Raw genomic sequence first — 26,349 nt, 5'->3', positions numbered from 1 at the left:
CGGGCACGGGGTGACGAGGTGAGTTCACCGTAGCACCCCCTCCCGGCCACACGTTCAAGGAATATGACATGAACACTGTGGCTGACATCAAGGATTACGTGATTGCCGACCTGTCGCTCGCCGACTGGGGTCGCAAGGAAATCCGCATCGCCGAAACCGAGATGCCCGGCCTGATGGCGATCCGCGAGGAATACGCCGCCAGCCAGCCGCTCAAGGGCGCACGCATCACCGGTTCGCTGCACATGACCATCCAGACTGCGGTGCTGATCGAGACGCTGACCGCGCTCGGCGCCGAAGTGCGCTGGGCCTCGTGCAACATCTTCTCCACCCAGGACCACGCCGCCGCCGCCATCGCCAAGGACGGCATCCCGGTGTTCGCGGTCAAGGGCGAGTCGCTCACCGACTACTGGGACTACACCCATCGCATCTTCGAGTGGCCGGACGGCGGCTACAGCAACATGATCCTGGACGACGGCGGCGACGCCACCCTGCTGCTGCACCTGGGCGCCCGCGCCGAGAAGGACATCTCGGTGCTGGACAAGCCGGACAGCGAGGAAGCGACCGTGCTGTTCGCCAGCATCAAGGCCAAGCTCGCAACCGACCCGACCTGGTATTCCACCCGCCTCGCGCAGATCAAGGGTGTCACCGAAGAGACCACCACCGGGGTACACCGCCTGTACCAGATGCACGCCAAGGGCGAACTCAAGTTCCCCGCGATCAACGTCAACGACTCGGTCACCAAGTCCAAGTTCGACAACCTCTACGGCTGCCGCGAATCGCTGGTGGACGGCATCAAGCGCGCCACCGACGTGATGATCGCCGGCAAGATCGGCGTGGTGCTGGGCTACGGCGACGTGGGCAAGGGCTGCGCCCAGTCGCTGCGCGGCCTCGGCGCTACCGTGTGGGTCACCGAGATCGACCCGATCTGCGCGCTGCAGGCGGCGATGGAAGGCTTCCGCGTGGTCACCATGGAAGAGGCTGCCGCCATGGGCGACATCTTCGTCACCACCACCGGCAACGTCGGCGTGATCAGCCACGATCACATGAAAGCGATGAAGAACAACGCCATCGTCTGCAACATCGGCCACTTCGACTCCGAGATCGAAGTCGCCAGCCTGCGCCAGTACGAGTGGGAGAACATCAAGCCTCAGGTCGACCACATCATCTTCCCGGACGGCAAGCGCATCATCCTGCTGGCCGAAGGCCGCCTGGTAAACCTGGGTTGCGCCACCGGTCACCCGAGCTTCGTGATGAGCAACTCCTTCGCCAACCAGACCCTGGCGCAGATCGAGCTCTACACCAAGACCGGCGAATACCCGGTCGGCGTGTACGTGCTGCCCAAGCAACTCGACGAGATGGTCGCCCGCCTGCACCTGAAGAAAATCGGCGCCAAGCTCACCGTGCTGAGCCAGACCCAGGCCGACTACATCGGCGTGCCGGTCGAAGGCCCGTACAAGCCCAACCACTACCGCTACTGATCGCGGCGGCGGGTGGCCTGCGGGTCGTCCGCTATCTGCCTGAGGGGCACGCGCGATGAAATCCTTCCACCGTCGCAACAGCCGTCCCGCCGCGGAGCGGTCAGTCGCGCCCGCAGCGGTCGCGCGCGGCCTGCCGCGCGCCGACCAGCTGCTGGTGCAACAAGGCCTGGCGCCCTCGCGCACCGCGGCGCGGGTGCTGATCGAGGCCGGCCGCGTCAGCGCCGACGGCGTGGCGGTGACCAAGCCGGCGCAGGAGCTGCCTGAATCGGCCGTGCTGGCGGTGACGCCGGACGAGGCCGACCGTTTCGTGTCACGCGGCGGGCTCAAGCTCGCCGGCGCGCTCGCGGCGAGCGGGCTGGACCCGGCGGGGCGCGTCTGCCTCGACGTCGGCCAATCCACCGGCGGTTTCACCGATTGCCTGCTGCAGGCCGGCGCCGCCAAGGTGGTCGGGGTCGAGGTCGGCCACGGCCAGCTGCATCCGCGGCTGGCCGGCGAGCCGCGCTGCATCACGCTGGAAGGCGTCAACGCGCGTCATCTGACCGCGGCGGATCTGGCCGGGCACTGCCCGCCGGGCGGCTTCGGCCTCATCGTCTGCGACGCCAGCTTCATCTCGCTGACGCTGCTGCTGCCGCAGTGGCCGGCACTGCTGGCGGCGGAGGGCGACATCCTCGCGCTGGTCAAACCGCAGTTCGAGGTCGGCCCGCAGGGGCTTTCCAAGGGCGGCATCGTGCGCGACGCCTCGCTGTATGCGGAAGTCGAGCGCAAGCTGCGCACGGCCGCCGCGGCTGCCGGGCTGGAGGTGCTCGGCTGGTACGACTCGCCCATCACCGGCACCGACGGCAACCGCGAATTCTTCATCTGGATGCGACATGCACAAGACTGAACTTTCCATCGAATTCTTCCCGCCGCAGACGGCCGAGGGCGCAGAGAAGCTGCGCGCGGTGCAGGCCCGGCTCGCCGGGCTCAAGCCCGCCTTCTTCTCGGTGACCTACGGCGCCGGCGGCTCCACCCGCGAGCGCACCTTCTCCACCGTCAAGGAAATCGCCGCCAGCGGCAGCGAGGCCGCGCCCCACCTGTCGTGCATCGGCTCATCCCGCGACAGCATCCGCGCCATCCTCAAGGAATACGCCGACGCTGGCGTCAAGCGCATCGTCGCGCTGCGCGGCGACCTGCCCTCGGGCGTGGTCGACCCGGGCGAGTTCCGCTACGCCAACGAACTGGTGGAATTCATCCGCGCCGAGACCGGCTCGCGCTTCCGCATCGAAGTCGCCGCCTACCCGGAATGGCACCCGCAGGCCAAGAGCCCGGCCGACGACCTTGCTGCCTTCAAGCGCAAGATGGACGCCGGCGCCGACTCCGCCATCACCCAGTACTTCTACAACCTCGACGCCTACCTGCATTTCGTCGACGCGGTGCGCAAGCTCGGCATCGACAAGCCGGTGATCCCCGGCATCATGCCCATCGCCAGCTTCTCCAAGCTGGCGCGCTTCTCGGACGCCTGCGGCGCCGAGATCCCGCGCTGGATGCGCAAGAAGTTCGAGTCCTATGGCGACGACGCCGACTCCATCCGCGCCTTCGGCCTGGATGTGGTCACCGAGCTGTGCCAGAAGCTGCTCGCCGCTGGTGTGCCCGGCCTGCACTTCTACAGCATGAACCAGGCCGGGCTTACCACCGAGATCTGCAAGCGCTTGCAGCTCGCCTGAGCATCCGGCCCGGCTGATAGGGCAATAAACACTTTCGAAGTCCGGAACCTCGCCCGACGGCAGCGGCGGCGTAGAATGCTGCAACGCAACATCCTACGCCGCCCGCCATGCCACTCCCGCTTCTCGCCCTCGCCATTGCCTCCTTCGGCATCGGCACCACCGAATTCGTCATCATGGGCCTCTTGCCCGAGGTCGCCCTCGATCTCGGCGTGGACATCCCGCGCGCAGGCATGCTGGTGTCGGGCTACGCGATGGGCGTGGTGATCGGCGCGCCCATCCTGGCGGTGGTGATCTCGCGCATGGAACGCCGCCGCGCCCTGCTCGGCCTGGTGACGATGTTCATCCTCGGCAACCTGCTGTGTGCGCTGGCGCCGGACTACGCTGCGCTGATGGTGGCGCGGGTGGTCACCGCCTTCTGCCACGGCGCCTTCTTCGGCCTCGGCGCGGTGGTCGCGGCCGGCCTGGTGGCGCCGGAGCGCCGCGCCCAGGCCATCGCGCTGATGTTCACCGGCCTCACGCTGGCCAACGTGCTGGGCGTGCCGCTCGGCACCCTGCTCGGCCAGCACGCCGGCTGGCGCGCCACCTTCTGGGCGGTGGTCGGCATCGGCTGCATCGCCGCGGCCGCGCTCTACCTGTGGCTGCCGCGCACCCTCGGTGCCGGCAGCAGCCGCGGCCTGCTCAACGAGGTGCGCGCGCTGCGCCGGCCGCAGGTGCTGCTGGCGATGCTGATCAGCGTCCTGTCGTCGGCCAGCCTGTTCTCGGTGTTCACCTACATCGCACCGCTGCTGCTGGAAGTCACCGGCGTGTCGCCGCGCGGCGTCACGCTGGTCCTACTGCTGTTCGGCGCCGGCCTCACCATTGGCAACCTCGCCGGCGGCAAGCTGGCCGACTGGCGCTTGATGCCGGCGGTGATCGGCATCTTCGTCGCGGTCATCGCGGTGCTGGCGCTGCTGCCGGCCGCGAGTCCGCTGCCACTGGCTGCGGTCGCGGTGATCTTCGCCTGGGGCGTGGCTGCCTTCGCGCTGATCTCGCCCTTGCAGATGCGGGTAGTGAACGAAGCGGTGGGTGCGCCCAACCTCGCGTCCACGGTGAACCAGGGAGCCTTCAATCTCGGCAATGCCATCGGTGCCTGGATAGGCGGTGTCGCGATCACCCACGGCCTGGGTTACGCGGAGATTCCCTGGGTGGGCGTCGCCCTCGCTGTCGCCGGCCTCGCCTTCAGCGTGTGGTCGCACCGGCTGGAATGCCGCGATGCTTCGGCAGCGGCGCCCTGCGGCGAACCCGAAACCGAACGCTGCTGACGCCGTTCAGCCGCGCTGGCGCGCCATCACGGCGACGCCGGCCACCACCATGGCCATGCCGGCAAGCTGGAACACGCCGATGGCTTCGTCCAGGATCAGCCACCCGAGCAGCATGGTGATGGCCGGTGCCAGCGTGCCGGTCAGCGACACCGGCCCCGCGCCCAGGCGGCGGATCGCCTCCGACACCATCCACACCGGCGCCACCGTGCTGAACACCGTCATCAGCCCGGCAAAGGCGTAGACCTGCCAGGCTTGCTCGGCGACCATCGCCAACGGCCGCATCGCCGCGAACTGCGCCAGGCTGAAGAAGCAGGCGAAACTGCTGGCGTAGGCGGTGACCCGCGACGAACCCAGCCGGCCGACCACCTCGCCGTTGCCCATCAGGTAGAGCGCGTAGCTCACCGCGCTGGCGAACACCAGCACGCAGCCGAGCACGACCTCGTGCGCTGTGCCGGAGACGTCGAGGTCGTGCCCCACCGCCAGCGCGATGCCGAGGTAGCTCAGCGCCAGCGCCGCCAGCATGCGCCGCGTCACCTTCTTGCCCAGGAACGCCGCCGACAGCACGATCACCACGGTGGGATAAAGGAAGAGGATCAGCCGCTCGAGCGCCGCCGAGATGTAGTCCAGGCCGAGGAAATCGAGATAACTCGCGAGGTAATAGCCGAACAGTCCGAGCCCGGCCATCCAAACCCAGTCGCGCGCCGACAGGGCATGCGCTGCCCGGCGGCTGGCCGCCCAGCCCATGGCCAGGAAGAAGGGCAGCGAGAACGCCATGCGCAGCGCCAGCAGCGTCTCGGCATCGACACCGTAGCGGTAGGCGAGCTTGACCAGGATGGCCTTGAACGAGAAACCGACCGCGCCGCAGACGGCGAAAGCCAGGCCGACGGCCATGCCGCCGCCCGGCTTCGCCATCGCCCCGCCCAATTCATCGGCACGTGCCGTCCTGCTTCCCGCCTGTGTCATGCCCGCTGCCCTGCCCGGATTCGATCCAATCCGCGATTAGGCCACCGGACGGCACCCGGCACAATCCGCAATCTACGCAAACCGCATCACTTCAGGCTGCGCTGGGCGACCGCGATCACCGCCACCACCAGGCAGCCGAGCGCCAGCCCGATCAGGATGTGCCCCGCCGCCACGCTCACCGCCGCCTGCTGTACCACGTCGCCGAGCGCCGGCGCCAGGCTGTCGGGTGTCGCCGCCTGCATCGCCGAGCGGGCAGCCTCGGCGCCGTGATGCAACTGCAGCACGGCGAGACCGGTGCCGAGCGCATTGACGATCTCGCGCACGATGTTCTTGAAGGCGTAGGCGTGGGCGAAGTCTTCGGTCGGCATGTCGACGAAGGTCATCATCGCCACCTGCAGCAAGGCCAGCACGGGCATCGCGCCCTGCAACACGATGGCCGGCAGCACGGCTATCGCACTGGCGCCGGGCCGCGCCGCGGCCGCCATCGCCAGGAAGGCCGTCGCCAGGCCGATGTAGCCGACGGCGATGTAGCGGCGCTTGCGCATGACGCGCGGCAGGCACAGATGGAAGACCACCACCGCCGCCAAGGTCGTCAGTCCGCCGAGCGACAACAGCCCGCCCACCTTGGTCAGGCCGAAGCCGAGGCCTTCGACCAGGAAGGCTGGCACCAGGAAATTCCAGTAGCCGGTGATCAGGTAGAACACGCCGTAGAAGGCCAGCCCGATCAGGTAGCGGCGGCTGGTCAGCCGGCGCGGGTCCAGCCAGGGATCGGGGTGGCGCGAAAAGCGCCGCATCACCAGCACGAGCAGCGCTATTCCGGCCACACCGTAGCCGGCCAGCGCCGGCAGGTCGGCCCGGGTGAGATAGCGCAGATGCTCGAGCGCGTGCTCCAGCAGCAGCGCACCGGTGGCGAAGGCCAGCACGCCCGGCCAGTCGAGCTGCCCCATCGGCCGCCGCGGCCGATGTTCGATCCGCGGATAGACCAGTGCGACCAGCGGCAGCAGCGGCACCGCCAGCGCCGCCTGCAGCAGGAAGAGCGTATGCCAGCCGTGATTCGAAACCAGCCAGCCGGCCAGCCAGGGAGCGAGCGCGACCAGGGCGAAGTTGGCCAGGCCGAAGCCCCAGAACAGCGACAGGCGCTCCTGCGGCTGCGACGAGAACTGCGCCAGGATGCGTGCGGCGGCGAACAGCCCGCCGCCACCCAGGCCCTGCACCGCACGCGCCAGCGTCAGCGCCGGCAGCGACTCGGCGGCTGCGCAGGCAAGGGCGCCGAGGATGAAGACCACCAGGCTGCCGAGCGTGAAGCGGCGGTAACTCACCCGGCCGGCCAGTTGCACCAGCACCAGGTTGGCCACCACCGCCGCCACCGCGTAACTGGTCAGCGCCCACAGGAAGTCGCGCGGCGCCACGCCCAGTCCAGTCTGCACTTGCACGCCCGCCATCGCGATCAGGATGGCGGCGACAAAATCCAGCCCCGCGACCAGGCCGAGCGTGGCACCGAAGGCGTACACCCGCAGCGGGCGAAATTCCGGATGCGCGCTCAGCAGCACCGCGCGGGCCGGTGCATCGGCGGCGCTGATCTGGGGAAAGGGCGGCAGGGGCGGCAAGGGTGGCGACATGCCTCACAACTTACATTGTGCGTATCATTGAATAAATATTCATTTATGGACGCTCTATCCAAAAATGCGAACAATCAACTGGAACGATTGGTATGCCTTCACCGCCGTCGCCCAGAGCGGCAGCTTCACCCGCGCCGCCGAGCAGCTGGCGCTGCCGAAATCCTCGGTGAGCCATGCGGTGGCAAGGCTGGAGCGCCAACTCGGCCAGCGCCTGATCGAACGCAGCACGCGACGCGTGGCACTCACCGAACAAGGGGAGCGCATGCTGGTGCAGCTGGCGCCGCTGTTCGAACGGCTGGACGCGGTGGCGACCGAGGCCGGCGACGCCCGTGACGAGCCCCACGGCGTGCTGCGCATCGCCACACCCTACGAATTCGGCGCAATCCAGCTCGGCGAGGTGGTGAACGACGTGCTGAACCGCCATCCGCGCCTGGAAATCGAGATCGACGTGCGCATCCTCGGCAGCGAAACGGTCGGTGCCGGCTACGATGTGGTGTTCTTCGCCACCGGCGAAGCGCTGCCGGACTCCGAGCGCGTGGTGAGGCGGGTCTACAGCGTGGCGCGCGGCCTGTACGCCGCGCCGGCGCTGATCCGCAGGCTGGGACTACCGCGCAGCGTGGCCGAGCTGGAACACTGGCCTTGCCTGTCGATGCCGGGCGAGGAGCGCTGGCACTTCGAAGCGGCCGATGGCAGGACGCATACGCTGCATCCGCGCGGCCCGCTGCGTACCACCAATGCTGCGCTGCGGCTGCAAGCGGCACTGGCCGGCCATGGCGCCACGATGCTCGCGGCCTCCTACTGCCGGCGCGAGCTCGAAGCCGGCACGCTGCTGCCGCTGCTGTCGGACCATGTGCCGCATCCGCTCAAGATCTACGCCCATCTGCCGGGGCGCGGGCTGGTGCCGGCACGCACCCGGGTGTTCATGGACGCGATCGAGCGCTTCCTGCTCGACTGAGCCGGGATAACCGCCTCAGCGCCGGCGCGATCCGCCGCCGAGCAGGGAGCCGAGCACCCCGCGCACGATCTCCCGACCGAGCGAGCTGCCTATGGTGCGGGTCAGGGTCTTGGCGGCGATCTGCACCAGTCCGTCGCGCTGACCGCCGCGCGGCCCGGTGGAACCGAACAGGATGTCACCCATGCCGCCGAGCGCGCCACCCTGCTCACCCGCGGGTGCGCCAGCCGACGTCGCACCGCCCTGCGGCTGCGCGGCCGCAGCCTGGGCGCGCAGCATCTCGTAGGCGGATTCGCGATCGACCGCCTTTTCGTAATGACCGTAGAGCACCGAGGCACGCACCGCCGCCTGCCGCTCGGCCTCGGTCAGCGGACCGAGCCGGGACGCGGGCGCGATCACGAAGCCGCGCTCGACGATCTCGGGCCGGCCCTTTTCATCGAGAAAGGACACCAGCGCCTCGCCCACGCCGAGTTCGGTGATCGCCGTGGCGGCATCGAAAGCCGGATTGGCGCGCATGGTGTCGGCAGCGGTCTTCACCGCCTTCTGGTCGCGCGGGGTGAACGCGCGCAGGGCGTGCTGGACGCGGTTGCCGAGCTGGCCGAGCACGGTTTCGGGCACGTCGAGCGGGTTCTGGGTGACGAAATAAACGCCCACGCCCTTGGAGCGGATCAGCCGCACCACCTGCTCGACCTTTTCCACCAGTGCCTTGGGCGCATCGGCGAACAGCAGGTGGGCCTCGTCGAAGAAGAACACCAGCTTGGGTTTGTCGAGGTCTCCTACTTCCGGCAGCTGCTCGAAGAGTTCGGACAGCATCCACAGCAGGAAGGTGGAGTAGAGCTTGGGCGAGTGGTAGAGCTTGTCGGCAGCGAGCACGTTGATGACGCCGCGGCCGTCGCCGTCGGTCTGCATCAGGTCGGCGATGTCCAGCATCGGCTCGCCGAAGAAGACGTCGCCGCCCTGCTCTTCCAGCGCCAGCAGGTTGCGCTGGATGGCGCCAATGGAGGCTGCCGAGACGTTGCCGTACTCGGTGGTGAAGGACTTCGCGTTCTCGCCCACGTACTGGATCATCGCCCGCAGATCCTTGAGGTCGAGCAGCAGCAGACCGTTGTCGTCGGCGATCTTGAACACCAGCTGCAGCACGCCGGCCTGGGTATCGTTGAGATTGAGCAGGCGCGCCAGCAGCAGCGGCCCCATATCGGAGATCGTTGCCCGCACCGGATGGCCCGCGGCGCCGTAGACATCCCAGAACACCGTCGTGTTGGCGCGCGGCGTGAATTCGGTGATGCCGATCGCGGCCAGGCGCTGCATCAGCTTGTCGGAGGCGACACCGGCGGCGCCGATGCCGGAGAGGTCGCCCTTGACGTCGGCCATGAACACCGGCACGCCGATGCCGGCGAAGGACTCGGCCATCTTCTGCAGGGTCACCGTCTTGCCGGTACCGGTGGCGCCGGTGATGAGGCCGTGGCGGTTGGCGAGGCGCGGCAGGAGGCAGAGTTCCTTGTCGGCGGTCTTGGCGATCAGCAGCGGTTCGGTCATCACATCACCATGCGGTCGAAAGGTTTGGAATCCAGTGTATCAGCGGGCATCGCAGGTGCGGTTGCAGCGGTCGTAGGCGGCCTGGCAATCCGCGCAGTCGCCGGCGGCGCAGCGCGCCTGACATTGGTAGAGCGGCGCGGCACAGGCGCGCACGCAGGCATTCCAGGCCGGGCGCTCGGCCGCGTCGGCGCCCGGCAGCAGCAGCGCGCCGCGCGACAGCGGGCAACTGCCCAGCGCGATCTGCCGGCGCGGCCCGGGCAGTTCGGCCCATTCGGCATCGGAAAAGCGGAGATCGGCTTCGAGCGCCTCGACCGAGGTCTGCGCCAGCAGGCCGGAACGCTGCAGCGTCCCCAGTGCGGCGCAGTCGGCACGGTGAGCGGCGCCGGTGTCGAGCAGGCCGTCGGCCGGGTAGCCGAGGTTGAGCCGGGCGCAGGCCTGTGCGTAGAGGAAGCTGCGGCTGGCCGGCAGCAGCCGCGGCAGCAGCTCGGGATTATGGCGGATCACCGGGCGGCCGGCCTCGCTGGAGGTTGCCACTGCGGCCGGCAACTGCGGATCGATCAGGCTCACCACCGCCGCACCGCGCGCATCCACGCAGCCGCCGTAGATCGGCTCGCCCTCGTCGGCGGCGAGTGCCGCACCACCCGCAACGCAGAAACAGAACAGCAGGAATCGGATGATGGCGCTCAAACCGCTTCTCCTCGTGATCGGACATTCTTTCGGCATGCAGGGCGGAATCTACCAGAGCACGGCCGCAGATGCCGCCCCCCGTCTGTATAATGCCGGGCTTCAATCGCTTACGGCTGCATCGAGGTTTATATGGCTGGTCATTCCAAATGGGCCAACATCCAGCACCGCAAGGGGCGTCAGGACGCCAAGCGGGGCAAGGTCTTCACCAAACTGATCAAGGAAATCACCGTCGCCGCCAAGATGGGCGGAGGCGACGTCAGCGCCAACCCGCGCCTGCGCCTGGCCATCGACAAGGCCAAGGCCGAGTCCATGCCCAAGGACAACATCGAGAACGCGATCAAGCGCGGCACCGGCCAGCTCGAAGGCGTGACCTACGAGGAAGCGCGCTATGAAGGCTACGGCATCGCCGGCGCCGCGGTCATGGTGGACTGCCTCACCGACAACAAGACCCGCACCGTCGCCGACGTGCGCCACGCCTTCTCCAAGTACGGCGGCAACATGGGCACCGACGGCTGCGTGGCCTTCCAGTTCAAGCACTGCGGCCAGCTGATGTTTGCCCCCGGCACCAACGAAGACGCGCTGATGGAAGCGGCGCTCGAAGCCGGTGCCGAAGATGTCGTCCCCAACGACGATGGTTCGATCGAAGTGATCACCGGCCCGTGGGAATTCACCACCGTCAAGGAAGCGCTCGAAAAGGCCGGTTTCACCGCCGAGTTCGGCGAAGTGACGATGAAGGCCCAGAACGAGACCGAGCTCTCCGGCGACGACGCCGCGCGCATGCAGAAGCTGCTCGACGCGCTCGAATCGCTCGACGACGTGCAGGAGGTCTACACCTCCGCGGTGCTCGACGAATAAGCCTCGCCCTCCTGCGCGAACCAAGCGGCGCCCGGCGCCGCTTTTTCGTTTGTGGCCCCGACCGACGGCAACAAGGACAACCGCCCCCATGACGACGCCCGCCCCCGCCCAGCGCCTGATGCCCTTGCTGTTCGTGCTGCTGTGGAGCACCGGCTTCATCGGCGCCAAGTTCGGCCTGCCCTATGCCGAGCCGCTCACCTTCCTGTGCGCACGCTACGTGCTGGTGGTGCTGCTGATGACTGCAGTCGTGTTCGCCATGCGCGCACCCTGGCCGCGCAGTGCCCGCGAAGTGGCGCACATCGGCATCACCGGGGTGCTGGTGCACGCGCTGTACCTGGGCGGTGTCTTCGTCGCCATCCATCGCGGCCTGCCGGCGGGCGTCACTGCACTGGTCGTCGGCATGCAGCCGCTGCTCACCGCGCTCGGCGCCGGCTTCCTGCTCGGCGAGCGGGTGTCGATGCGGCAGTGGGCCGGGCTGGCGCTCGGCTTCGCCGGCGTCACCATGGTGGTCAGCAACAAGGTGGCGGTCGGCGGCGTCGGCACCGACGAGCTTGCCCACATGCTCGCGCCGGCGCTCGCCGCGCTCGCCGGCATCACCGTCGGCACGCTCTACCAGAAGCGTTTCTGCCCGCGCTTCGACCTGCGCACCGGCTCGGTCATCCAGTTCCTGCCCACGCTGGCGCTGTCGGCGCTGGTCGCCAGCCAGACCGAGACCATGAGCATCCAGTGGAGCGGGGAATTCGTGTTCGCCCTGCTGTGGCTGGTGCTGATCCTGTCGCTGGGCGCCATCACCCTGCTCAACCTGCTGATCCGCAGCGGCAGCGCGGTGAACGTCGCCAGCCTGTTCTACCTGACCCCGCCCACCACCGCGCTGATCGCCTGGGCCATGTTCGGCGAGACCCTCACCGGGCTCGCGCTGGCCGGCATGGTGGTGGCCGTGGCCGGGGTGTGGCTGGCGCGCAAGGGCTAGAATGCCGGCATCAAGCCACGGAGGATCCGCCATGCTGATGACCACCACTCCCACGCTCGAAGGCAAGCCGGTACAGCGCTATCTCGGCGTCGTCACCGGCGAAGCCATCATCGGCGCCAACATCTTCAAGGATCTGTTCGCCTCGATCCGCAACATCGTCGGCGGTCGCGCCGGCGCCTACGAGCGCTCGCTCGCCGACGCGCGCGAAGTGGCGATGGAGGAAATGGCCGAGCAGGCCGCCAAACTCGGCGCCAACGCGGTCGTCGGTATCGACATCGACTACGAAGTGCTCGGCGCCGACAACGGCATGCTGATGGTGTGCGTCAGCGGCACCGCGGTAGTCACCGCTTGAGCACCGACGCTCGGCCGCCCGAAGGCACCGCTCGTCCTCCCGCGGCGAGGATGTCGCGCCGCGCCGGGAGGGCAGAGTGAGCACGGCCGGCCGCATCGTCGCCACCCGCATCCTGGGCCTGGACCCCGGCCTGCGCATTACCGGTTTCGGCGTCATCGACACGCTGGGCAGCCAGCTGCGCTACGTCGCCAGCGGCTGCATCAAGACCCGCGACGGCGAACTGCCCGGCCGTCTCAAGACCCTGCTCGACGGCGTGCGCGAGGTCATCGCCACCTACCAGCCGGATGCGGTCGCGGTGGAAAAGGTCTTCGTCAACGTCAATCCCCAATCGACGCTGCTGCTCGGCCAGGCCCGCGGCGCGGTAATCTGCGGCGCGGTATCGTGCGAGTTGCCGGTGGCCGAATACACCGCGCTGCAGGTCAAGCAGTCGGTGGTCGGCTATGGCAAGGCGGCCAAGGAGCAGGTCCAGCACATGGTCCAGCGCCTGCTCGCGCTCGACGCCAGCCCCGGCCCCGACGCCGCCGACGCGCTCGCCTGCGCGATCTGCCACGCCCATGGCGGCCAAGGCCTGGGCGGCCAGGCCGGCATCGGCGGCCGCCGCCGCGCCGGCCGCATCCTGAGCCTGTAGGCACAAAAAATCATTCCGTGCTTGCACAAACGCAAGAACGTGGCTAATATGCGCGCCTCTTGCAGCGAGGCAGCAACAGCGGCAAGCGGTTCGGGGGTATAGCTCAGTTGGTAGAGCAGCTGACTCTTAATCAGTAGGTCCAAGGTTCGAATCCTTGTGCCCCCACCAAAGAATCCATGCAAAAGGCCAGATCTCCGGATCTGGCCTTTTGCTTTTCCGGCCCGGCTCGCCCCACCTCGGGGAAACGTCGCCCCGGCATCCGCTGTCTAGAATGCGTCTACAGCCTGTCGGAAAGACGCCCATGCTGCGCATCGCCATCGTCGACGACCACGAGATCGTTCGCGCCGGTTTTCGCGAGATGCTGTCCGAGGAAACCGGCCTGCAGATCGCCTTCGAGGCCGCCAGCGGCGAGGAGGCGCTGGCGCTGCTGCGCGACACGCCCTGCGACTTGGTGCTGCTCGATCTCTCCCTGCCCGGCCAGAGCGGCATCGACGTGCTGCGCACGCTCCGCCAGCGTCACGCAGCGCTGCGGGTGCTGGTGCTGAGCGGCTTTCCGGAAGAACGTTACGCGCTGGCGATGCTGCGCAACGGCGCCGACGGCTATCTCGGCAAGGAGTGCGAGCGCGACGAGTTGATCCGCGCCATCCATATCGTTGCCCAGGGGCGCCGCTACGTTTCGGCGCGGGTGGCCGAGCTGCTGGCCGATGAACTGGCCGGCGACGCGTCCCACCCCGCTCACCTGCAGCTGTCGGAACGCGAACTGCAGGTCTTCCTGCGGCTGGCGCGCGGCGAATCGGTCTCGGCCATCGCCGAAGCGCTCAAGCTGAGCGTCAAGACGGTCAGCACCTACCGTTCGCGCCTGCTCGAAAAGCTGGAGGTGGCGAGCAATGCCGAGCTGGCCGCCTACGCCATCCGCCACGGTTTGATCCTGCCATGAGCGAGCTCACTCCGCCGCCCCTGCGTGTCTTCCTGGTGGAAGACTCGCCGCTACTGCGCGGTCTGCTCAGCGACATCCTCGCCGAACTCGGCGGTATCGCCGTGATCGGCAGTGCCGCCGACGAAGCTGCCGCGCTGCAGGCACTGGAAGCGCGCGACGCCGACCTCGCCATCGTCGACCTGCAGCTGGCATCGGGCAGCGGCATCGGCGTGCTGCGCGCACTGAACGCCGAGCCCGAACGCTTCGGGCGGCCGCGCACCGTGGTGTTCTCCGCCTACGGCCATGCGCCGCTGCGCGAGCTGTGCCGTCGCCTGGGCGTCGATGGTTACTTCGACAAGGCGCAGCAGATGAACGAACTGATCGCCTACGTCGAGGCCGCGCGCGCAGCGCTCGCTGGCGGTCACTGACCGCCCGCCGCCGCCTGCCCCTGTACCACCGCCGCCAGCGGCAGGCTGGCGTGGATGCGGGTACCGCGGCCGGGCGCGCTGTCGATCCCGAAGCTGCCGCGGAACATCTGCGTCCGGTGGCGCATGCCGGCCAGGCCGTAGCGCCGGCTCGCCGGCAGCGCGGGGTCGAAGCCGACGCCGTCGTCCTCCACGTCCAGCCGCATCTGCTCGGGCGTCAACGTGAAGCGCAGGGTCACCTTACGGGCACGGGCATGGCGCCGGATGTTGGTGAGCGCTTCCTGGGCGATGCGGAACAGTGCCAGCGCGCTCTCCGGGGGCAATTCAATGTCCATGGCCGGCAGCTCCAGCACCACCTCCACACCGTCGCTCGCGGCGAAGTCCTCGCCGAGCGTGCGCAGCGCCGCCACCAGGCCGAGCTCCTGCAGCAACGGAGGACGCAGGTTGTCGATGATTCGGCGCTTGAGGGTGATGCCGCTGTCCAGCGTCTGCAGCAGCCGCTCGAAACGTTCGCGACAGGGCGCCAGAGCGGCCTCGCCCAGGCTGCGGCCGAGCCAGGCGGCATCCATCCTGGCGGCGGTGAGCAAGGCCCCGAGTTCGTCGTGCAGTTCGCGCGCCAGCCGCTGCTGCTCGGCCTCGCGGATTCGGGTGAGGTAGCTGGCCAGATCGGACAACTCGGCGGTACGCGCCTGCACCAGCGCCTCCAGCCGCGCGTTCTCGTCCTGCAGCAGCCCGGCGAGGCGCTCGCGCAGCTGGAACTGGCGCTGCAGGACCACGAACAGCACGGCAAGCAATACCAGCGCGCCGCCGGACAAGGCCGCCACCACCCAGCGGGTGCGCTGGACGTGGGCGATGGAGGCCTCCAGCGAGCGCTGGCTGTGCGCAGCCATGCGGCCCTTGAGCTCGGCCAGGGCAAGGCGGATGGTCTCCATGTAGCGCCGTCCGTCCGACGTGGCGGCGCCACGCGGCGCTTCCTCGCCAACGGCACCGCGGCTCACCGCCTCCGACAGCACCCGCAGCTTCAGCGTGATGACGCCGGTGAGCTGTGCCAGCGCCTCCTGGTCGCGCGGGTCGCTGCCGATATCGCGGCGTATCTCCTCCAGCGTGTATTCGATGGTTGCAAGGCTGTTGTGGTAGGGCTCGAGGTAGGCCGGATTGCGGCTCAGCAGGTAGCCGCGGGCGCCGCTTTCGGCCTCCACCAGCTGGATCAGCATGCTGTCTAGCCGGCCGATGCGGACAGCCTCGGCCTGCAGGGTGCCAAGCGCGGCGAGGCTGGTCGTCGCCTGCCAGACACTCGAGACGAACAGCGACAACACCAGCGCGCAGGCGAGCGTGAGCGTGAGCTGGCGCCAGCGCCGCGACAGGCCCCGCACCTGGATGGCATGGACGGACAGTTTGGCGTGCATGGTGATTCTCCCGGCCGACCGTCGTGCAGGAATCGTCCTACACGCGATTCCGCCTTGTCCGACAGCCCGGCGCCAAAGCGTTCCCTAGCATGGAAACAGCCCTGGACGAGAACCGCATGGGCAGTCCCTCAACCACCGGAGACGCATGATGAAATCCAAGATCAGTCTAGTTGCGCTGCTTCTGACCGGCGCGCTGCCGCTGGCGGCCATCGCCGCCGAACCCACGCGGCCGCCCGCCGCCGACGCACCGCCGGCCAGCACGACGCCGGCCATGCCCGACAGCGCAGCGTCCAAGAGCGACAGTGCACCGATGTTCAAGCAGCTTGACCGCAACAGCGACGGCATGGTTTCCAAGGAAGAAGCCAAACGCTCGGCCGACGTCCAGGCCCGTTTCTCGACGCTGGACGCCGACGGTAACGGCAGCATCACGCTGGCCGAATGGACGGCTGCCGAGAAACGCTGAACGGCGTACTGCAACCCGGACGACGGCTGCGCAAGCACCGTCGCACCTCCAACCTGCCGGGAGCAAGCCGATGATCCGACGATTCCTTACCCTGCTGCTCACGCTGCCCTTGCTCTTTGCGCCGGCGGCACTTGCCGCGCCGGGCATCGCCGCCGACGTCCTGGTCAAGGGCGTCACCGACGAAGTGCTGGCCATCCTGCGCCAGGACAAGGCGCTGCAATCGGGCGACCGTCACAAGGCGGTCCGTCTGATCGACGAGAAGATCGCCCCTCACTTCGACTTCCACCGCATGACTAGCCTGGCGGTCGGCCCGACCTGGCGGCAGACGAGCTTCGAACAGCGCGAAGCGCTGGCGCGCGAATTCCGCACGCTGCTGGTGCGCACCTACGCCAATGCACTGACGGCCTATCGCGACCAGACAGTGAGCTTCAAGCCCACCACCGGACCGCGCGAAGCCGGCGACGTGACGGTCCGCAGCCAGATCAACCAGCCGGGCGCGACACCGATCGCGCTGGACTATCGCCTGTCGCGCAACGGCGACAGCTGGAAGGTGTTCGACGTCGCGGTGGACAACGTCAGCCTGGTCACCAGCTACCGCGGCAACTTCGCGGCCGAACTGGGCAAGGGCGGCCCCGACGGCCTGATCGCCGCATTGCGCGAGCAGAACCGCCGTTTCGAAAACCCGCCGCGATCCGGCGACGGTCGCAGCTGAACCACCCACAAGGAGAACGAGCATGCGCAAATCCATCCGAGCCAGCCTGGGCATCGCCGCGATGCTCGCCGCCCTGAGCGCCTGCAGCGGCACCCCGACGCGCGAGAGCACCGGCGAATACCTCGACGACAGCGCCATCACCGCCAAAGTCAAGAGCGCCTTCGTGCAGGACAAGACGGTCAGCGCGCTGCAGATCAAGGTCGAAACCTTCAAGGGCAGCGTCCAGTTGTCCGGCTATGCCGACCACGCAGCCGAGGCGCAACGCGCGGTCGAGCTCGCCCGCGACGTGCCCGGCGTGAAGTCGGTGAAGAACGACATCCGGCTCAAATCCAACTGAGGACGCACAAGGAGGAAGGCATATGAAAACCCGCATCCTGTTGCTTGCCGCGTTCGTCGCGCCGCTGCTGATGGCCGGCTGCGACGGCAAGGATCCCGATCCGGTCGCGCCCCAGGCGCCGGCGCCGCAGCGCGATGTCGCGCCACCCGCGCCCAGCACGGCCCAACCACCCCCGCTGCCTGCGGCACCGCCGGCCCCTGTGCCGGCACCCGCCCCGTCCGATACGCCGGGCAGCAGCACCGAAGGCAGCAAGTAAAGCGCGCGCCGGCCGACGCAGACCGAACCGGCGCCGCAAGGAGGACATCATGAAACGCCTGAACTCGACGCTCGCGATGCTCGCCGCAGCCTTCGCGCTGTCGGCCTGCACCACGCTGGGCGGTACCCTGATCGGCGCGGCGGCCGGCGCCGGCGTGGGTAGCGCGGTCACCGGCGGTTCCACCGCCGGGGCGGTCGGCGGTGCCGCAGTCGGCGGCATCATCGGCCACGAAGTCAGCAAGTAGGGCCAGCCGGCCCTGACCGCGACGCGGCGACGCTAAGGCGTCGCCGCGTCGTCGTCCACCAGCATTGCCGGACCCCGGCCGAAATCCTCGGCGCCCACCGGACGACCGAACAGATAGCCCTGCATCTCGTCGCAGCCAAACTCGAACAGCTGGCGCTGCTGCAGCGGCGTCTCCACGCCTTCGGCGATCACCCGCATGTCGAGGTTGTGCGCCATCGCGATGATGGCGGCGACGATGGCTTCGGCGCGCGCGCCGCTGGCCATGCTGCGCACGAAGGACTGGTCGATCTTGAGCGTGTCGATCGGGAAGCGCTGCAGGTAGGCGAAGCTGGAATAGCCGGTACCGAAGTCGTCGAGCGCGATCGCCACGCCGATCTGCTTGAGCCGGTGCAGCATCGCCTCGGCCTGCTCGGCATCGCCCATCAGCATGCTCTCGGTCAGCTCCAGCTCCAGCACGGCGGCGGGCAAGCCGGTCTCCTCCAGGATCTCGGCGACCCGGGCGGGCAGATCGGGCGAACGGAACTGGCGCGCCGACACATTCACCGCGATGCGGAAAGGCCGGTCGGCCGCCTGCCACGCCAGCGCCTGGCGGCAGGCGGTGCGCAGCACCCACTCGCCGATCGGCACGATCAGGCCGATCTCCTCGGCGAGCGGAATGAAGCGGGTTGGCGAGATCGCACCCAGCTCGGGGTGGCTCCAGCGCAGCAGCGCCTCGGCGCCGATCACCCGGCCGCTGCTGCCGTCGACCTGGGGCTGATAGGCGACGTGCAGCTCGCCGCGCTCCGGCGCAGTGCGCAGCGCGGCCTCGAGCTGGACGCGGTCGCGCAGCTGCGCATTCATCTCGGCGGTGAAGAAGCGGATCGCATCGCGACCGGCCGCCTTGGCGCGGTACATCGCGATGTCGGCATGCTTGAGCAGGGTATCGCCGTCGCCGCCGTCACGCGGGTAGAGGCTGACACCGATGCTGCAGGTAACGAAGAAGACGCGGCCGTCGATGCGAACCGGTTCGGCCAGTGCCGTCTGTACGCGGTTGAGTACGCGGAAGGCGTCGCCCTCGTCGTCGAGATCGGCCAGCAGCACGACGAACTCGTCGCCCCCCTGCCGCGCCGCGGTGTCGCCGTCGCGCAGCACCGCCGTCAGCCGCCGCGCCACCTCGCCCAGCAGGAGGTCGCCGAGACGGTGGCCGATGTTGTCGTTCACCAGCTTGAAATGGTCGAGATCGAGAAAGGCTACGCCGAGCAGGCGCTGGTGCCGACGCGCCGCGACGATGGCCTGCGTCAGGCGGTCGTCGAGCAGATGGCGGTTGGGCAGGCCGGTGAGGCCGTCGTACTTGGCCTGATGTTCGAGCTGATGCAGGTACTGGGTACGCTCGGTGACATCCTTGATGACGCAGACGACGTGGCTGCCGTCGACCGCCGTCACCGGCGCCAGCGCGCATTCGCACCAGAAGGGCACGCCGTCGCTACGCCGGCCGTCGGCCTGGACCAGGGATTCGCGGCCGCTCGCCAGCGCCGCCTCGAGCTCGCCCAGCGCTGCACCGGCAAACACGCCGAGCGCGGCCGGCCCGCTGCCGATCAGGGCCCCGCGCGGCAGCCCGAGGATGCGCTCGGCCGCGGGGTTGGCGTCGCGCACCACGGCGCGGCCGCCATCGAGCGCGAAGATCAGCACCCCGTCGCTCGACGCCTCGATCGCCCGTTCGCGCAGACGCAGCGCACCTTCCGCCTGATGGCGCGCCTGCGCGGTGCGCTGGCTGACGATGCCGAAGGCGAGATCCTCGGCCAGCTCCTTGAGCAGGGCGACGCCCGCCTGGTCGAGCGCGCCGGCATGCGCCGCGCCTATGGTCAGCGCCCCCAGCGTGCGGGCACCGTCGCTCAGCGGATAGGCGATCAGCGCGCGGCAGCCGGCCTGCATCGCCGCGGCACGCAGCGCGGGTTCGGCATCGGCCAGATCGCCGAGCCGCACCACCCGCCGCTCGCCCACCGCCTGTACCGCCGGCGCCAGACCTTGGCCGCCGAAAGCAGCCAGCGTGGTCCGGAAAATGTCCGCGGCACCGTCCTCGGCGACCAGCACCACCGACGCGCTATCGTCGCTGCGCAGTTCTATCGTCGCCAGCCGGAAGCCGCCGGTATCGACCAGCACCCGGCAGATTCCGCTCACCAGTTCCGCCTCGCTCGCAGAATGCACCAGCGTTTCGTTGCCGCGGCTCAGGGTCCGCAGCGTGCGCTGCAGGCGCAGCATCGGCGCGATCACCATGCCGCCGATGGCGAAGTGGAGCGCCACCACCAGGGTCAGCGTGATCGTCGCCGCGGCGCCGAGCATCACCTGGCGCAGCACCATGGCGCCACGGCCGAATTCGTCCTCGTAGCTGCTCGCACCGATCACCCAGCCCAGCTCGGGAAAGCTGGCAAAGGCGGCCAGCTTGCGACGCGACGCCTGCTCGCCGCGCACGGCATTGCGCCAGGGATAGGCGATGATGCCCTCGCCACGCGCGAGCATTTCGGCGACCACGGAACGGTCGGCGTCGTCGCTGTCCTCCAGCGGGTTGCCGCCCTCCTGCGCCGGATGGACCACGAAACGGCCGTAGCCCGGCCCCGGCGAGGCATCGAGCACGAACACATAACCGCTGTCGCCGATCGCGAACTGGCGCAGGCGGTCGCGCAGGCGCTGGAACTCACGCGCAAGATCGACCCCCACCAGCAGCAGGCCGACGGTCGTGCCGCTGGCATTGCGGGTCGGCAGGGTCTCCAGCAGGTAGCGGCGGCCGTCGAGTTCGAGCTGGCCGCGCCAGCGCCGCCCGTCGTCGAGCGCGGCCAGTGCAGCCGCCGGCAAGGGCAGCGCCACCTCACCGCTGCGCTCGCCCCACAGGGTGGAGGCCAGCACGCGATAGCCCGTGCCACGGCGCTGGGCAATCGCCGCAACGCTGCCGGCGGAGTCTTCGCCGAAGCGGTAAAGATCGGCCGCGATCACCTCCGCCGGTTGGCCCTCGCGCCGCAACCTGCCGGCCGGATCGAGCGCGTAGGTGCCGCTGAAATGCAGCGCCATCGCATCGGCCAGCCGGGACACGGCGTTGTCGACGAGGCTGTGCTGGGTGGCCACCAGGTCGCGCACCAGGGTACTGAAGGCAACCAGCTGGGTCTGTGCGTCGTCACGCGCGCGGCCTTCCAGATAAGCGGCCGCTACCAGCACGAAGGGCAGCATCACCGTGGCGACGACGAAAACGACGATGGCGGACAGGCGGGTACGCAAGCCCTCGTGAGCGCCCTTCGCCATATTCCCCCCGGTTCCGGTTGTCGACCTGGCGGCGACGCACGCGGGTGCGAGCCGGCTGTCGCTGTCTTTATGAGCTACCCAGTTTACATAGAAACAAAGAATTGCAAAGGTTTTCCCCAGATCGGGGCGAAATCGCCCGCTTCGTGGCGGAAACCAGGCCGAAACAGACAAGCACGCTGTCGGACTTGCGACAAGTCGGCGCAAGGATTGTCGTACTTCAGCCACGACCGACCACGACCGGGCCATCAAACCATAAGCCGCGAGCCTTTGTCGCCGCTGGCATGCCGCTTGCGCCTGTCGTGGTCGACACCAACCCTCGCGCCGAGCGACAACGCTCCTACAAGATTTGGACCACGAACACGACGCCCCGCCTGCCGGCAGCGACTACACCCCGCCCGAAAACCCCTGCGCGCAATGCGAACTGCGCGAGGACACGCTCGCCAAGGGGCGCTGCGGCCCGGGCGACGCCTGTCTGTTCGTCTACAGCGGCCGCCAGATCGACCGCTTCCTCGCGCGCAACCCGGAATGGGCCGAGTTATGCCTCGACGACCCGTTCTGGGAACGACGCGCGATCGCGGTCCGCTACGCGCCGCAGGAAGCGGCGATGCGCCTGGAAAACGACCAGGACGAGGTCGTCCGTCGCGCCGTCGCCATCCGCGCGGAAGGCGAGGTGCTGCGGCGCATGGCTCGCGATCCCGACCGCGAGGTCCGCATCACCGTCGCCACCCGCATGGCGCCGGCCGACCTGCCCCGCATGATGCGCGACGCCGACTACGGCGTGCGCATCCACGTCGCCCGCCGCCTGCCGCACGGCCAGCTGCCGCAGATGGTGGACGACCCCGATCCGGCGGTCCGCAAGGAGATCGCCCGCCGGCTGCCCGCCTTCGCGCTCGGCAAGCTTGCCGGCGACCCCGACCCGGAAGTCCGCGCCCTCGCCGCCGGCCGCATGCTGCCCGACGACGCCGCGCGCCTGCTCGACGACCCCGAATGGCTGGTGCGCGCGGCAGCGGTGCAGCAGGCCCCGCTCGACACGCTCGCCGCCGTACTCAACGACCCGGAGCCCGACGTCCGTCTGCTTGCCGCCGAACGCCTTGGCGCCGCCAACGACTCCGCCTGACGGCGCCACCGCAAGACCCATCATCACCGCTCCTCCAAGGACTCGCCATGACCGACGCCTCGTTCGACACCCCCCGTGACGCCGCACAGGCGTCCCCGACCGCCGGACCGGCCAGTCTCAACATCCCGCCCACGCTGAACGAAACCCTGTTCACCCTGTGCGCCACGCTCACCCCGCTGCCCGGACACGCGCCGCTGCTCGACGCCCTGCGCAAGGCCGGCGGCCCCGAGTTCGCGCCACGGGTGTCGCGCGGCGGCTGGTTCCGCCCGGGCCGCATCCTCGACGCCAACGGCGGCTGCGTGGCCGAAGATGCGCTCGCGTGGCTGGAGCAGGCCTGGGCCGAGATCGACGAGGACGGCGAGGCCTTCCTCGAACGTTACGCCGACGCCGGCTACGTGCTGACGCTGCAGCAGGGCATCAGCCACTACCTCGTCGCCCCATGGGGCAAGGGCCCGGCGGAGTTCCTGCAACTCGAAATCGAGGAACTGCAGGAGGTCTCCAGCCATGTGGTGGGCGCCGGCAGCGCAGCACCGCTCGCCGCCGAGGACCTGCTCGAACGTCCGGCCGCAGCCCCGGCGCCGGTCGCGCTGGGCGCCCCGCGCTACGTCCTGCGTCGTCTCACCGACGTCACCCAGTTCGTCGGCCGCCTCATCGACCAGACCGGCAAGCCGGCGCCCATCCTGCGCTTCCTGTCCGACTGGGCCGCCAGCAGTGCCGGCCAGCAGCGCCGCTTCTGCGACCACTGGGTGCTCGCGCTGACCGAACACCTCGACCGCTTCCACCAGACCCGCTACGGCGCCACCACGGTGGCCGCGCACGCGCCGGTATGGACCGGCATCCCGGCCAGCCGCGGCACCGTGCTGGCGCGCGAACTGCACGACTTCGACCGCACTGCCGGCTACGGCTTCGCCTGGTACTTCCACATGGTCGGCAGCCGCCGTGTGCCGCGCAGCCTGGCGCCGCTGGTCGCCGGCGACCTGCAGGACGGCATGGCCTACCTGCCGGAACGCGACGCCGCCCTGGTCCAGGCCTGGGCGCGCGACCCCTACACGCTGTAAAGGACGGTGTGCCGCCACCCGGCGGCACACCGGGTGGCCGGGTGGGCTGTCGTGTAGCGCGCTGCACATTGTCACCTTCACGACATCGAGGCATGGCTTTATTCACCTTTAAAGTCATGGACTTGAACAACACCATCGATGCGGCACGGTGCTTGCTGGACGTAGGACATCATTGCCGACGGAGTCCCCAACCGTGAAAGCCTCCGAAGTTGCCGCCCTGCTCGACGAACCCGCGTGCACCCACAACAAGAAAGAGAAATCCGGTTGTGCACGTCCCAAGCCCGGCGCCTCCGCCGGCGGTTGCGCCTTCGACGGCGCCCAGATCGCGCTGCTGCCGATCGCCGACGTCGCCCACGTGGTGCACGGCCCGATCGCCTGTGCCGGCAATTCCTGGGATAACCGCGGCACCAAGTCGTCCGGCCCCACGCTCTACAAGATCGGCATGACCACCGACCTGTCGGAGCAGGACATCATCATGGGCAAGGCGGAAAAGCGCCTGTTCCACGGCATCAAGCAGGCGATAGACCGCTATGCCCCGCCGGCGGTCTTCGTCTACAACACCTGCGTGCCGGCGCTGATCGGTGACGACATCGAGGCCGTCTGCAAGGCCGCGACCGAGCGCTGGGGCGTGCCGGTGGTACCCATCGACGCCGCCGGCTTCTACGGCACCAAGAACCTCGGCAACCGCATCGCCGGCGAAGCCATGGTCAAGTACGTGATCGGCACCCGCGAGCCGGACCCGCTGCCGCCCGAAGCCATCCCGCCCGGCATCAAGGTGCACAACATCAACCTCATCGGCGAGTACAACATCGCCGGCGAGCTGTGGTACCTCACCCCGCTGTTCGACGAACTCGGCATCCGCATCCTCTGTACGCTGTCGGGCGACGCACGCTTCCACGAGGTGCAGACCATGCACCGAGGCGAGGTGAACATGCTGGTGTGCGCCAAGGCGATGATCAACGTCGCCCGCAAGATGGAAGAGCGCTACGGCATCCCCTGGTTCGAGGGCAGCTTCTACGGCATCACCGACACCACCCACGCGCTGCGCGAGATCGCCCGCATCATCGGCGACGAAGACCTCGTCGCCAGAACCGAGGCGGTGATCGCCCGCGAGGAAGCGCGCGTGCGCGGCGAACTCAACGCCTGGCGGCCGCGCCTCGAAGGCAAGCGCGTGCTGCTCTTCACCGGCGGCGTGAAGTCGTGGTCGGTGGTGTCCGCGCTGCAGGATCTCGGCATGAACGTGGTCGCCAGCGGCACCAAGAAATCCACCGAGGAAGACAAGGCCCGCATCCTCGAACTGATGGGCGACAACACCATCATGCTCGAGAGCGAAGGCGCGCGCGACCTGCTCAACGCGGTGTACAACCTCAAGGCCGACATCCTCATCGCCGGCGGCCGCAACCTCTACACCGCACTCAAGGCCCGCCTGCCCTTCCTGGACATCAACCAGGAACGCGAATTCGGTTACGCCGGCTACGAGGGCATGAAGGAACTGGTGCGCCAGCTCGCGCTGACGCTGGAATCGCCGGTGTGGGACGCGGTACGCAAGCCGGCCCCCTGGACCACCAAGGCGATGGTGATCGCCGGCCCCGAACTGGGCGACAGCCCGGACGCCGCCGATGCCAACGACGGCCATGATCACGACCACGATCATGACCACGACCACCACCACGCCACTGCGGGCGCCGCCGCTTAAGGAGGGCAGCATGGCCGAGATCATCCGTCACCCCAAGGCGCTGTCGGTCAGCCCGCTGAAATCCTCGGCGCCGGCCGGCGCCGCGCTGGCCTTCCTCGGCATCAACCGCAGCATGCCGATCTTCCATGGCTCGCAGGGCTGCACTGCGTTCGCCAAGGTCTTCTTCGTGCGCCACTTCCGCGAGCCGGTGCCGCTGCAAACCACCGCGATGGACCAGGTCGCCACCGTGATGAACGCCGACGGCAACGTCGTGCAGGCGCTCGCCACCGTGTGCGGCAAGAGCAAGCCCGCGCTGGTCGGCGTCGCCACCACCGCGCTGTCCGAAACCCAGGGCACCGACATCGCCCGTCTGGTGAAGGACTTCCGCGTCGATTTCCCCGAGTTCAACCATATTCCCGTGGCCGCGGTGAACACGCCGGATTTCGCCGGCTGCCTCGAAACCGGCTATGCCGCCGCGGTGAAGGGCATCCTCGACGCCACCGTGCCGCACACCGCCGGCACCGGCCTCGCCGGCCGCCGCAAGAAGCAGGTTAACCTGCTGCTGGGCAGCCACCTCACCCCGGGCGACGTCGAAGCCATCAAGGAGTGGCTGGAACTCTTCGGACTGCGGCCGCTGGCCGTCCCCGACCTCGCCGATTCGCTCGACGGCCACCTGATCTCGGAAGACACCATCCCGGTCACGCTGGGCGGCACACCGGTGTCCGAGCTGGCAACGCTGGGCGAAGCCGTGGCCACCATCGTCGTCGGCCGCTCGCTCAAGGGCGCCGCCGATCTGCTGGCGGAGCGCACCGGCGTGCCCGATTACCGCTTCGACGGCCTTGTCGGCCTGGAAGCCTGCGACCGCTTCACCCAGACCCTGGCCGAGATCGCCGGCGTCGCGGTGCCGGACAAGCTCGAACGCCAGCGCGCCCAGTTGCAGGATGCGATGGTCGACACCCACTTCATGACCGGCCTGCGCCGCGTCGCCATCGCCGCCGACCCCGACCTGCTGCTGCAGACCGCCACGCTGTTCGCGGGCATGGGCAGCGAGATCGTCGCCGCGGTGTCGCCGATCAAGACCGCCAGCCTCACTGCCGTACCCGGCGCCCAGGTGCACGTGGGCGACCTCGAGGATCTCGAGGATCTCGCCCGCGCCGGCCAGGCCGAGCTCGTGGTCGCCAATTCGCACGCAGCCGCCAGTGCCGATCGCCTCGGCGTGCCCTTGCTGCGCGCGGGGATGCCGCAGTACGACCTTGTCGGCGGCTACTGCAAGACGTGGGTGGGCTACCGGGGAACCCGGCAAGCCCTGTTCGATATCGCCAACCTGGTGCTGCAACATCATGAGTCCATCGCCCCGCATCGATCCCGCTTCAAGCTCGAGTCCGACCCCGCGCCGTCGCCAGCTGCGGCTGGTGGGCACTGAGGAG

At 68.9% G+C, this 26,349-nt stretch carries 26 protein-coding genes and 1 tRNA gene; 21 read left to right on the top strand and 6 right to left on the bottom strand.

The window, feature by feature from the left end; all coding sequences use genetic code 11:
• Positions 1 to 68: 68 nt before the first annotated feature.
• The 4 genes from ahcY (at position 69) to CJ010_RS03825 (ending at position 4,482) form a co-directional block, all read left to right on the top strand.
• Positions 69 to 1,478: an adenosylhomocysteinase gene (gene ahcY, locus CJ010_RS03840; protein ID WP_141016818.1), complete on the top strand. Its 1,410-nt coding sequence runs from the start codon at positions 69 to 71 to the stop codon at positions 1,476 to 1,478.
• Between the two features lie 55 nt (positions 1,479 to 1,533).
• Positions 1,534 to 2,361 (top strand): TlyA family RNA methyltransferase, encoded by an 828-nt coding sequence (locus CJ010_RS03835; protein ID WP_205754889.1) that lies wholly within the window; start codon positions 1,534 to 1,536, stop codon positions 2,359 to 2,361.
• Positions 2,348 to 3,181: a methylenetetrahydrofolate reductase [NAD(P)H] gene (gene metF / locus CJ010_RS03830; protein WP_141016817.1), complete on the top strand. Its 834-nt coding sequence runs from the start codon at positions 2,348 to 2,350 to the stop codon at positions 3,179 to 3,181. Before CJ010_RS03835 ends, metF begins: the two co-directional genes overlap by 14 nt.
• A gap of 107 nt (positions 3,182 to 3,288) precedes the next feature.
• Positions 3,289 to 4,482, top strand: a complete 1,194-nt coding sequence (locus CJ010_RS03825; RefSeq protein WP_141016816.1) for an MFS transporter — start codon at positions 3,289 to 3,291, stop codon at positions 4,480 to 4,482.
• Between the two features lie 6 nt (positions 4,483 to 4,488).
• Here the strand turns inward: CJ010_RS03825 and CJ010_RS03820 are convergent, their stop codons facing one another.
• Complete coding sequence (locus CJ010_RS03820) at positions 4,489 to 5,445, bottom strand: DMT family transporter (protein WP_141016815.1); 957 nt, start codon at positions 5,443 to 5,445, stop codon at positions 4,489 to 4,491.
• An 86-nt stretch (positions 5,446 to 5,531) separates the two neighbouring features.
• Positions 5,532 to 7,064, bottom strand: a complete 1,533-nt coding sequence (locus tag CJ010_RS03815; RefSeq protein WP_141016814.1) for an MFS transporter — start codon at positions 7,062 to 7,064, stop codon at positions 5,532 to 5,534.
• Positions 7,065 to 7,128: 64 nt separating this feature from the next.
• Here CJ010_RS03815 and CJ010_RS03810 point away from each other — a divergent pair, with 64 nt between their 5' ends.
• Complete coding sequence (locus CJ010_RS03810) at positions 7,129 to 8,019, top strand: LysR family transcriptional regulator (RefSeq protein WP_141016813.1); 891 nt, start codon at positions 7,129 to 7,131, stop codon at positions 8,017 to 8,019.
• Between the two features lie 15 nt (positions 8,020 to 8,034).
• Here the strand turns inward: CJ010_RS03810 and CJ010_RS03805 are convergent, their stop codons facing one another.
• A complete protein-coding gene (locus tag CJ010_RS03805; RefSeq protein ID WP_141016812.1) occupies positions 8,035 to 9,552 on the bottom strand; it encodes a helicase HerA-like domain-containing protein in 1,518 nt (505 codons plus the stop codon).
• A 39-nt stretch (positions 9,553 to 9,591) separates the two neighbouring features.
• Entirely contained in the window at positions 9,592 to 10,239 is a 648-nt protein-coding gene (locus CJ010_RS03800) for a hypothetical protein (RefSeq protein WP_141016811.1), read from the bottom strand.
• Positions 10,240 to 10,368: 129 nt separating this feature from the next.
• Here CJ010_RS03800 and CJ010_RS03795 point away from each other — a divergent pair, with 129 nt between their 5' ends.
• The 7 genes from CJ010_RS03795 (at position 10,369) to CJ010_RS03765 (ending at position 14,388) form a co-directional block, all read left to right on the top strand.
• Positions 10,369 to 11,094: a YebC/PmpR family DNA-binding transcriptional regulator gene (locus CJ010_RS03795; RefSeq protein WP_141016810.1), complete on the top strand. Its 726-nt coding sequence runs from the start codon at positions 10,369 to 10,371 to the stop codon at positions 11,092 to 11,094.
• A gap of 88 nt (positions 11,095 to 11,182) precedes the next feature.
• Entirely contained in the window at positions 11,183 to 12,064 is an 882-nt protein-coding gene (locus CJ010_RS03790; protein ID WP_141016809.1) for a DMT family transporter, read from the top strand.
• Positions 12,065 to 12,095: 31 nt separating this feature from the next.
• Positions 12,096 to 12,416, top strand: a complete 321-nt coding sequence (locus tag CJ010_RS03785; RefSeq protein ID WP_141016808.1) for a heavy metal-binding domain-containing protein — start codon at positions 12,096 to 12,098, stop codon at positions 12,414 to 12,416.
• 76 nt (positions 12,417 to 12,492) lie between these two features.
• The gene (gene ruvC / locus CJ010_RS03780) at positions 12,493 to 13,044 is read left to right on the top strand and encodes a crossover junction endodeoxyribonuclease RuvC (RefSeq protein WP_141016807.1); all 552 of its coding nucleotides are present in this window, start codon (positions 12,493 to 12,495) and stop codon (positions 13,042 to 13,044) included.
• A gap of 92 nt (positions 13,045 to 13,136) precedes the next feature.
• Positions 13,137 to 13,212: transfer RNA gene (locus CJ010_RS03775), tRNA-Lys, on the top strand.
• A gap of 133 nt (positions 13,213 to 13,345) precedes the next feature.
• Positions 13,346 to 13,981 carry a response regulator transcription factor gene (locus CJ010_RS03770; protein WP_141016806.1) on the top strand — a complete coding sequence of 212 codons (636 nt, stop codon included), beginning with the start codon at positions 13,346 to 13,348 and terminating at the stop codon, positions 13,979 to 13,981.
• Positions 13,978 to 14,388: a response regulator gene (locus tag CJ010_RS03765; RefSeq protein WP_141016805.1), complete on the top strand. Its 411-nt coding sequence runs from the start codon at positions 13,978 to 13,980 to the stop codon at positions 14,386 to 14,388. Before CJ010_RS03770 ends, CJ010_RS03765 begins: the two co-directional genes overlap by 4 nt.
• Here CJ010_RS03765 and CJ010_RS03760 read toward each other — a convergent pair.
• Positions 14,382 to 15,791, bottom strand: coding sequence for a CHASE3 domain-containing protein (locus tag CJ010_RS03760; RefSeq protein WP_141016804.1), 1,410 nt, complete (start codon positions 15,789 to 15,791; stop codon positions 14,382 to 14,384). The two genes, CJ010_RS03765 and CJ010_RS03760, sit on opposite strands and share 7 nt — an antisense overlap.
• A 148-nt stretch (positions 15,792 to 15,939) precedes the next feature.
• On the opposite strand from CJ010_RS03760, the gene CJ010_RS03755 reads away from it, so the two are divergent.
• The 5 genes from CJ010_RS03755 to CJ010_RS03735 all read left to right on the top strand — a co-directional run bounded on the left by CJ010_RS03755 (position 15,940) and on the right by CJ010_RS03735 (position 17,803).
• Positions 15,940 to 16,254, top strand: a complete 315-nt coding sequence (locus CJ010_RS03755; protein ID WP_168224899.1) for a hypothetical protein — start codon at positions 15,940 to 15,942, stop codon at positions 16,252 to 16,254.
• Positions 16,255 to 16,324: 70 nt separating this feature from the next.
• Positions 16,325 to 16,966 (top strand): phospholipid-binding protein MlaC, encoded by a 642-nt coding sequence (locus tag CJ010_RS03750; RefSeq protein WP_141016803.1) that lies wholly within the window; start codon positions 16,325 to 16,327, stop codon positions 16,964 to 16,966.
• 22 nt (positions 16,967 to 16,988) lie between these two features.
• Positions 16,989 to 17,303 carry a BON domain-containing protein gene (locus tag CJ010_RS03745; RefSeq protein WP_141016802.1) on the top strand — a complete coding sequence of 105 codons (315 nt, stop codon included), beginning with the start codon at positions 16,989 to 16,991 and terminating at the stop codon, positions 17,301 to 17,303.
• Between the two features lie 22 nt (positions 17,304 to 17,325).
• Positions 17,326 to 17,559: a hypothetical protein gene (locus CJ010_RS03740; RefSeq protein WP_141016801.1), complete on the top strand. Its 234-nt coding sequence runs from the start codon at positions 17,326 to 17,328 to the stop codon at positions 17,557 to 17,559.
• Positions 17,560 to 17,608: 49 nt separating this feature from the next.
• Positions 17,609 to 17,803 (top strand): glycine zipper 2TM domain-containing protein, encoded by a 195-nt coding sequence (locus CJ010_RS03735; RefSeq protein WP_141016800.1) that lies wholly within the window; start codon positions 17,609 to 17,611, stop codon positions 17,801 to 17,803.
• 32 nt (positions 17,804 to 17,835) lie between these two features.
• Here CJ010_RS03735 and CJ010_RS03730 read toward each other — a convergent pair whose 3' ends face one another.
• Positions 17,836 to 21,072: an EAL domain-containing protein gene (locus CJ010_RS03730; protein ID WP_168224898.1), complete on the bottom strand. Its 3,237-nt coding sequence runs from the start codon at positions 21,070 to 21,072 to the stop codon at positions 17,836 to 17,838.
• A 346-nt stretch (positions 21,073 to 21,418) separates the two neighbouring features.
• On the opposite strand from CJ010_RS03730, the gene CJ010_RS03725 reads away from it, so the two are divergent.
• From CJ010_RS03725 to nifN, 4 genes are all read left to right on the top strand, one after another.
• Positions 21,419 to 22,189 (top strand): 4Fe4S-binding leucine-rich repeat protein, encoded by a 771-nt coding sequence (locus tag CJ010_RS03725; protein ID WP_141016798.1) that lies wholly within the window; start codon positions 21,419 to 21,421, stop codon positions 22,187 to 22,189.
• Positions 22,190 to 22,236: 47 nt separating this feature from the next.
• The gene (locus CJ010_RS03720) at positions 22,237 to 23,247 is read left to right on the top strand and encodes a hypothetical protein (protein WP_141016797.1); all 1,011 of its coding nucleotides are present in this window, start codon (positions 22,237 to 22,239) and stop codon (positions 23,245 to 23,247) included.
• 193 nt (positions 23,248 to 23,440) lie between these two features.
• On the top strand, positions 23,441 to 24,943 hold the full coding sequence (nifE, locus tag CJ010_RS03715; RefSeq protein WP_141016796.1) for a nitrogenase iron-molybdenum cofactor biosynthesis protein NifE: 1,503 nt from the start codon (positions 23,441 to 23,443) through the stop codon (positions 24,941 to 24,943).
• Positions 24,900 to 26,345 carry a nitrogenase iron-molybdenum cofactor biosynthesis protein NifN gene (nifN, locus tag CJ010_RS03710; RefSeq protein ID WP_240794488.1) on the top strand — a complete coding sequence of 482 codons (1,446 nt, stop codon included), beginning with the start codon at positions 24,900 to 24,902 and terminating at the stop codon, positions 26,343 to 26,345. Before nifE ends, nifN begins: the two co-directional genes overlap by 44 nt.
• Positions 26,346 to 26,349 lie beyond the last annotated feature (4 nt).

The organism is Azoarcus sp. DD4 (assembly GCF_006496635.1).
Classification (GTDB): domain Bacteria; phylum Pseudomonadota; class Gammaproteobacteria; order Burkholderiales; family Rhodocyclaceae; genus Azoarcus.
The sequence above is the reverse complement of the archived record's forward strand: the minus strand, read 5'-3'. Positions and strand labels throughout refer to the sequence as shown.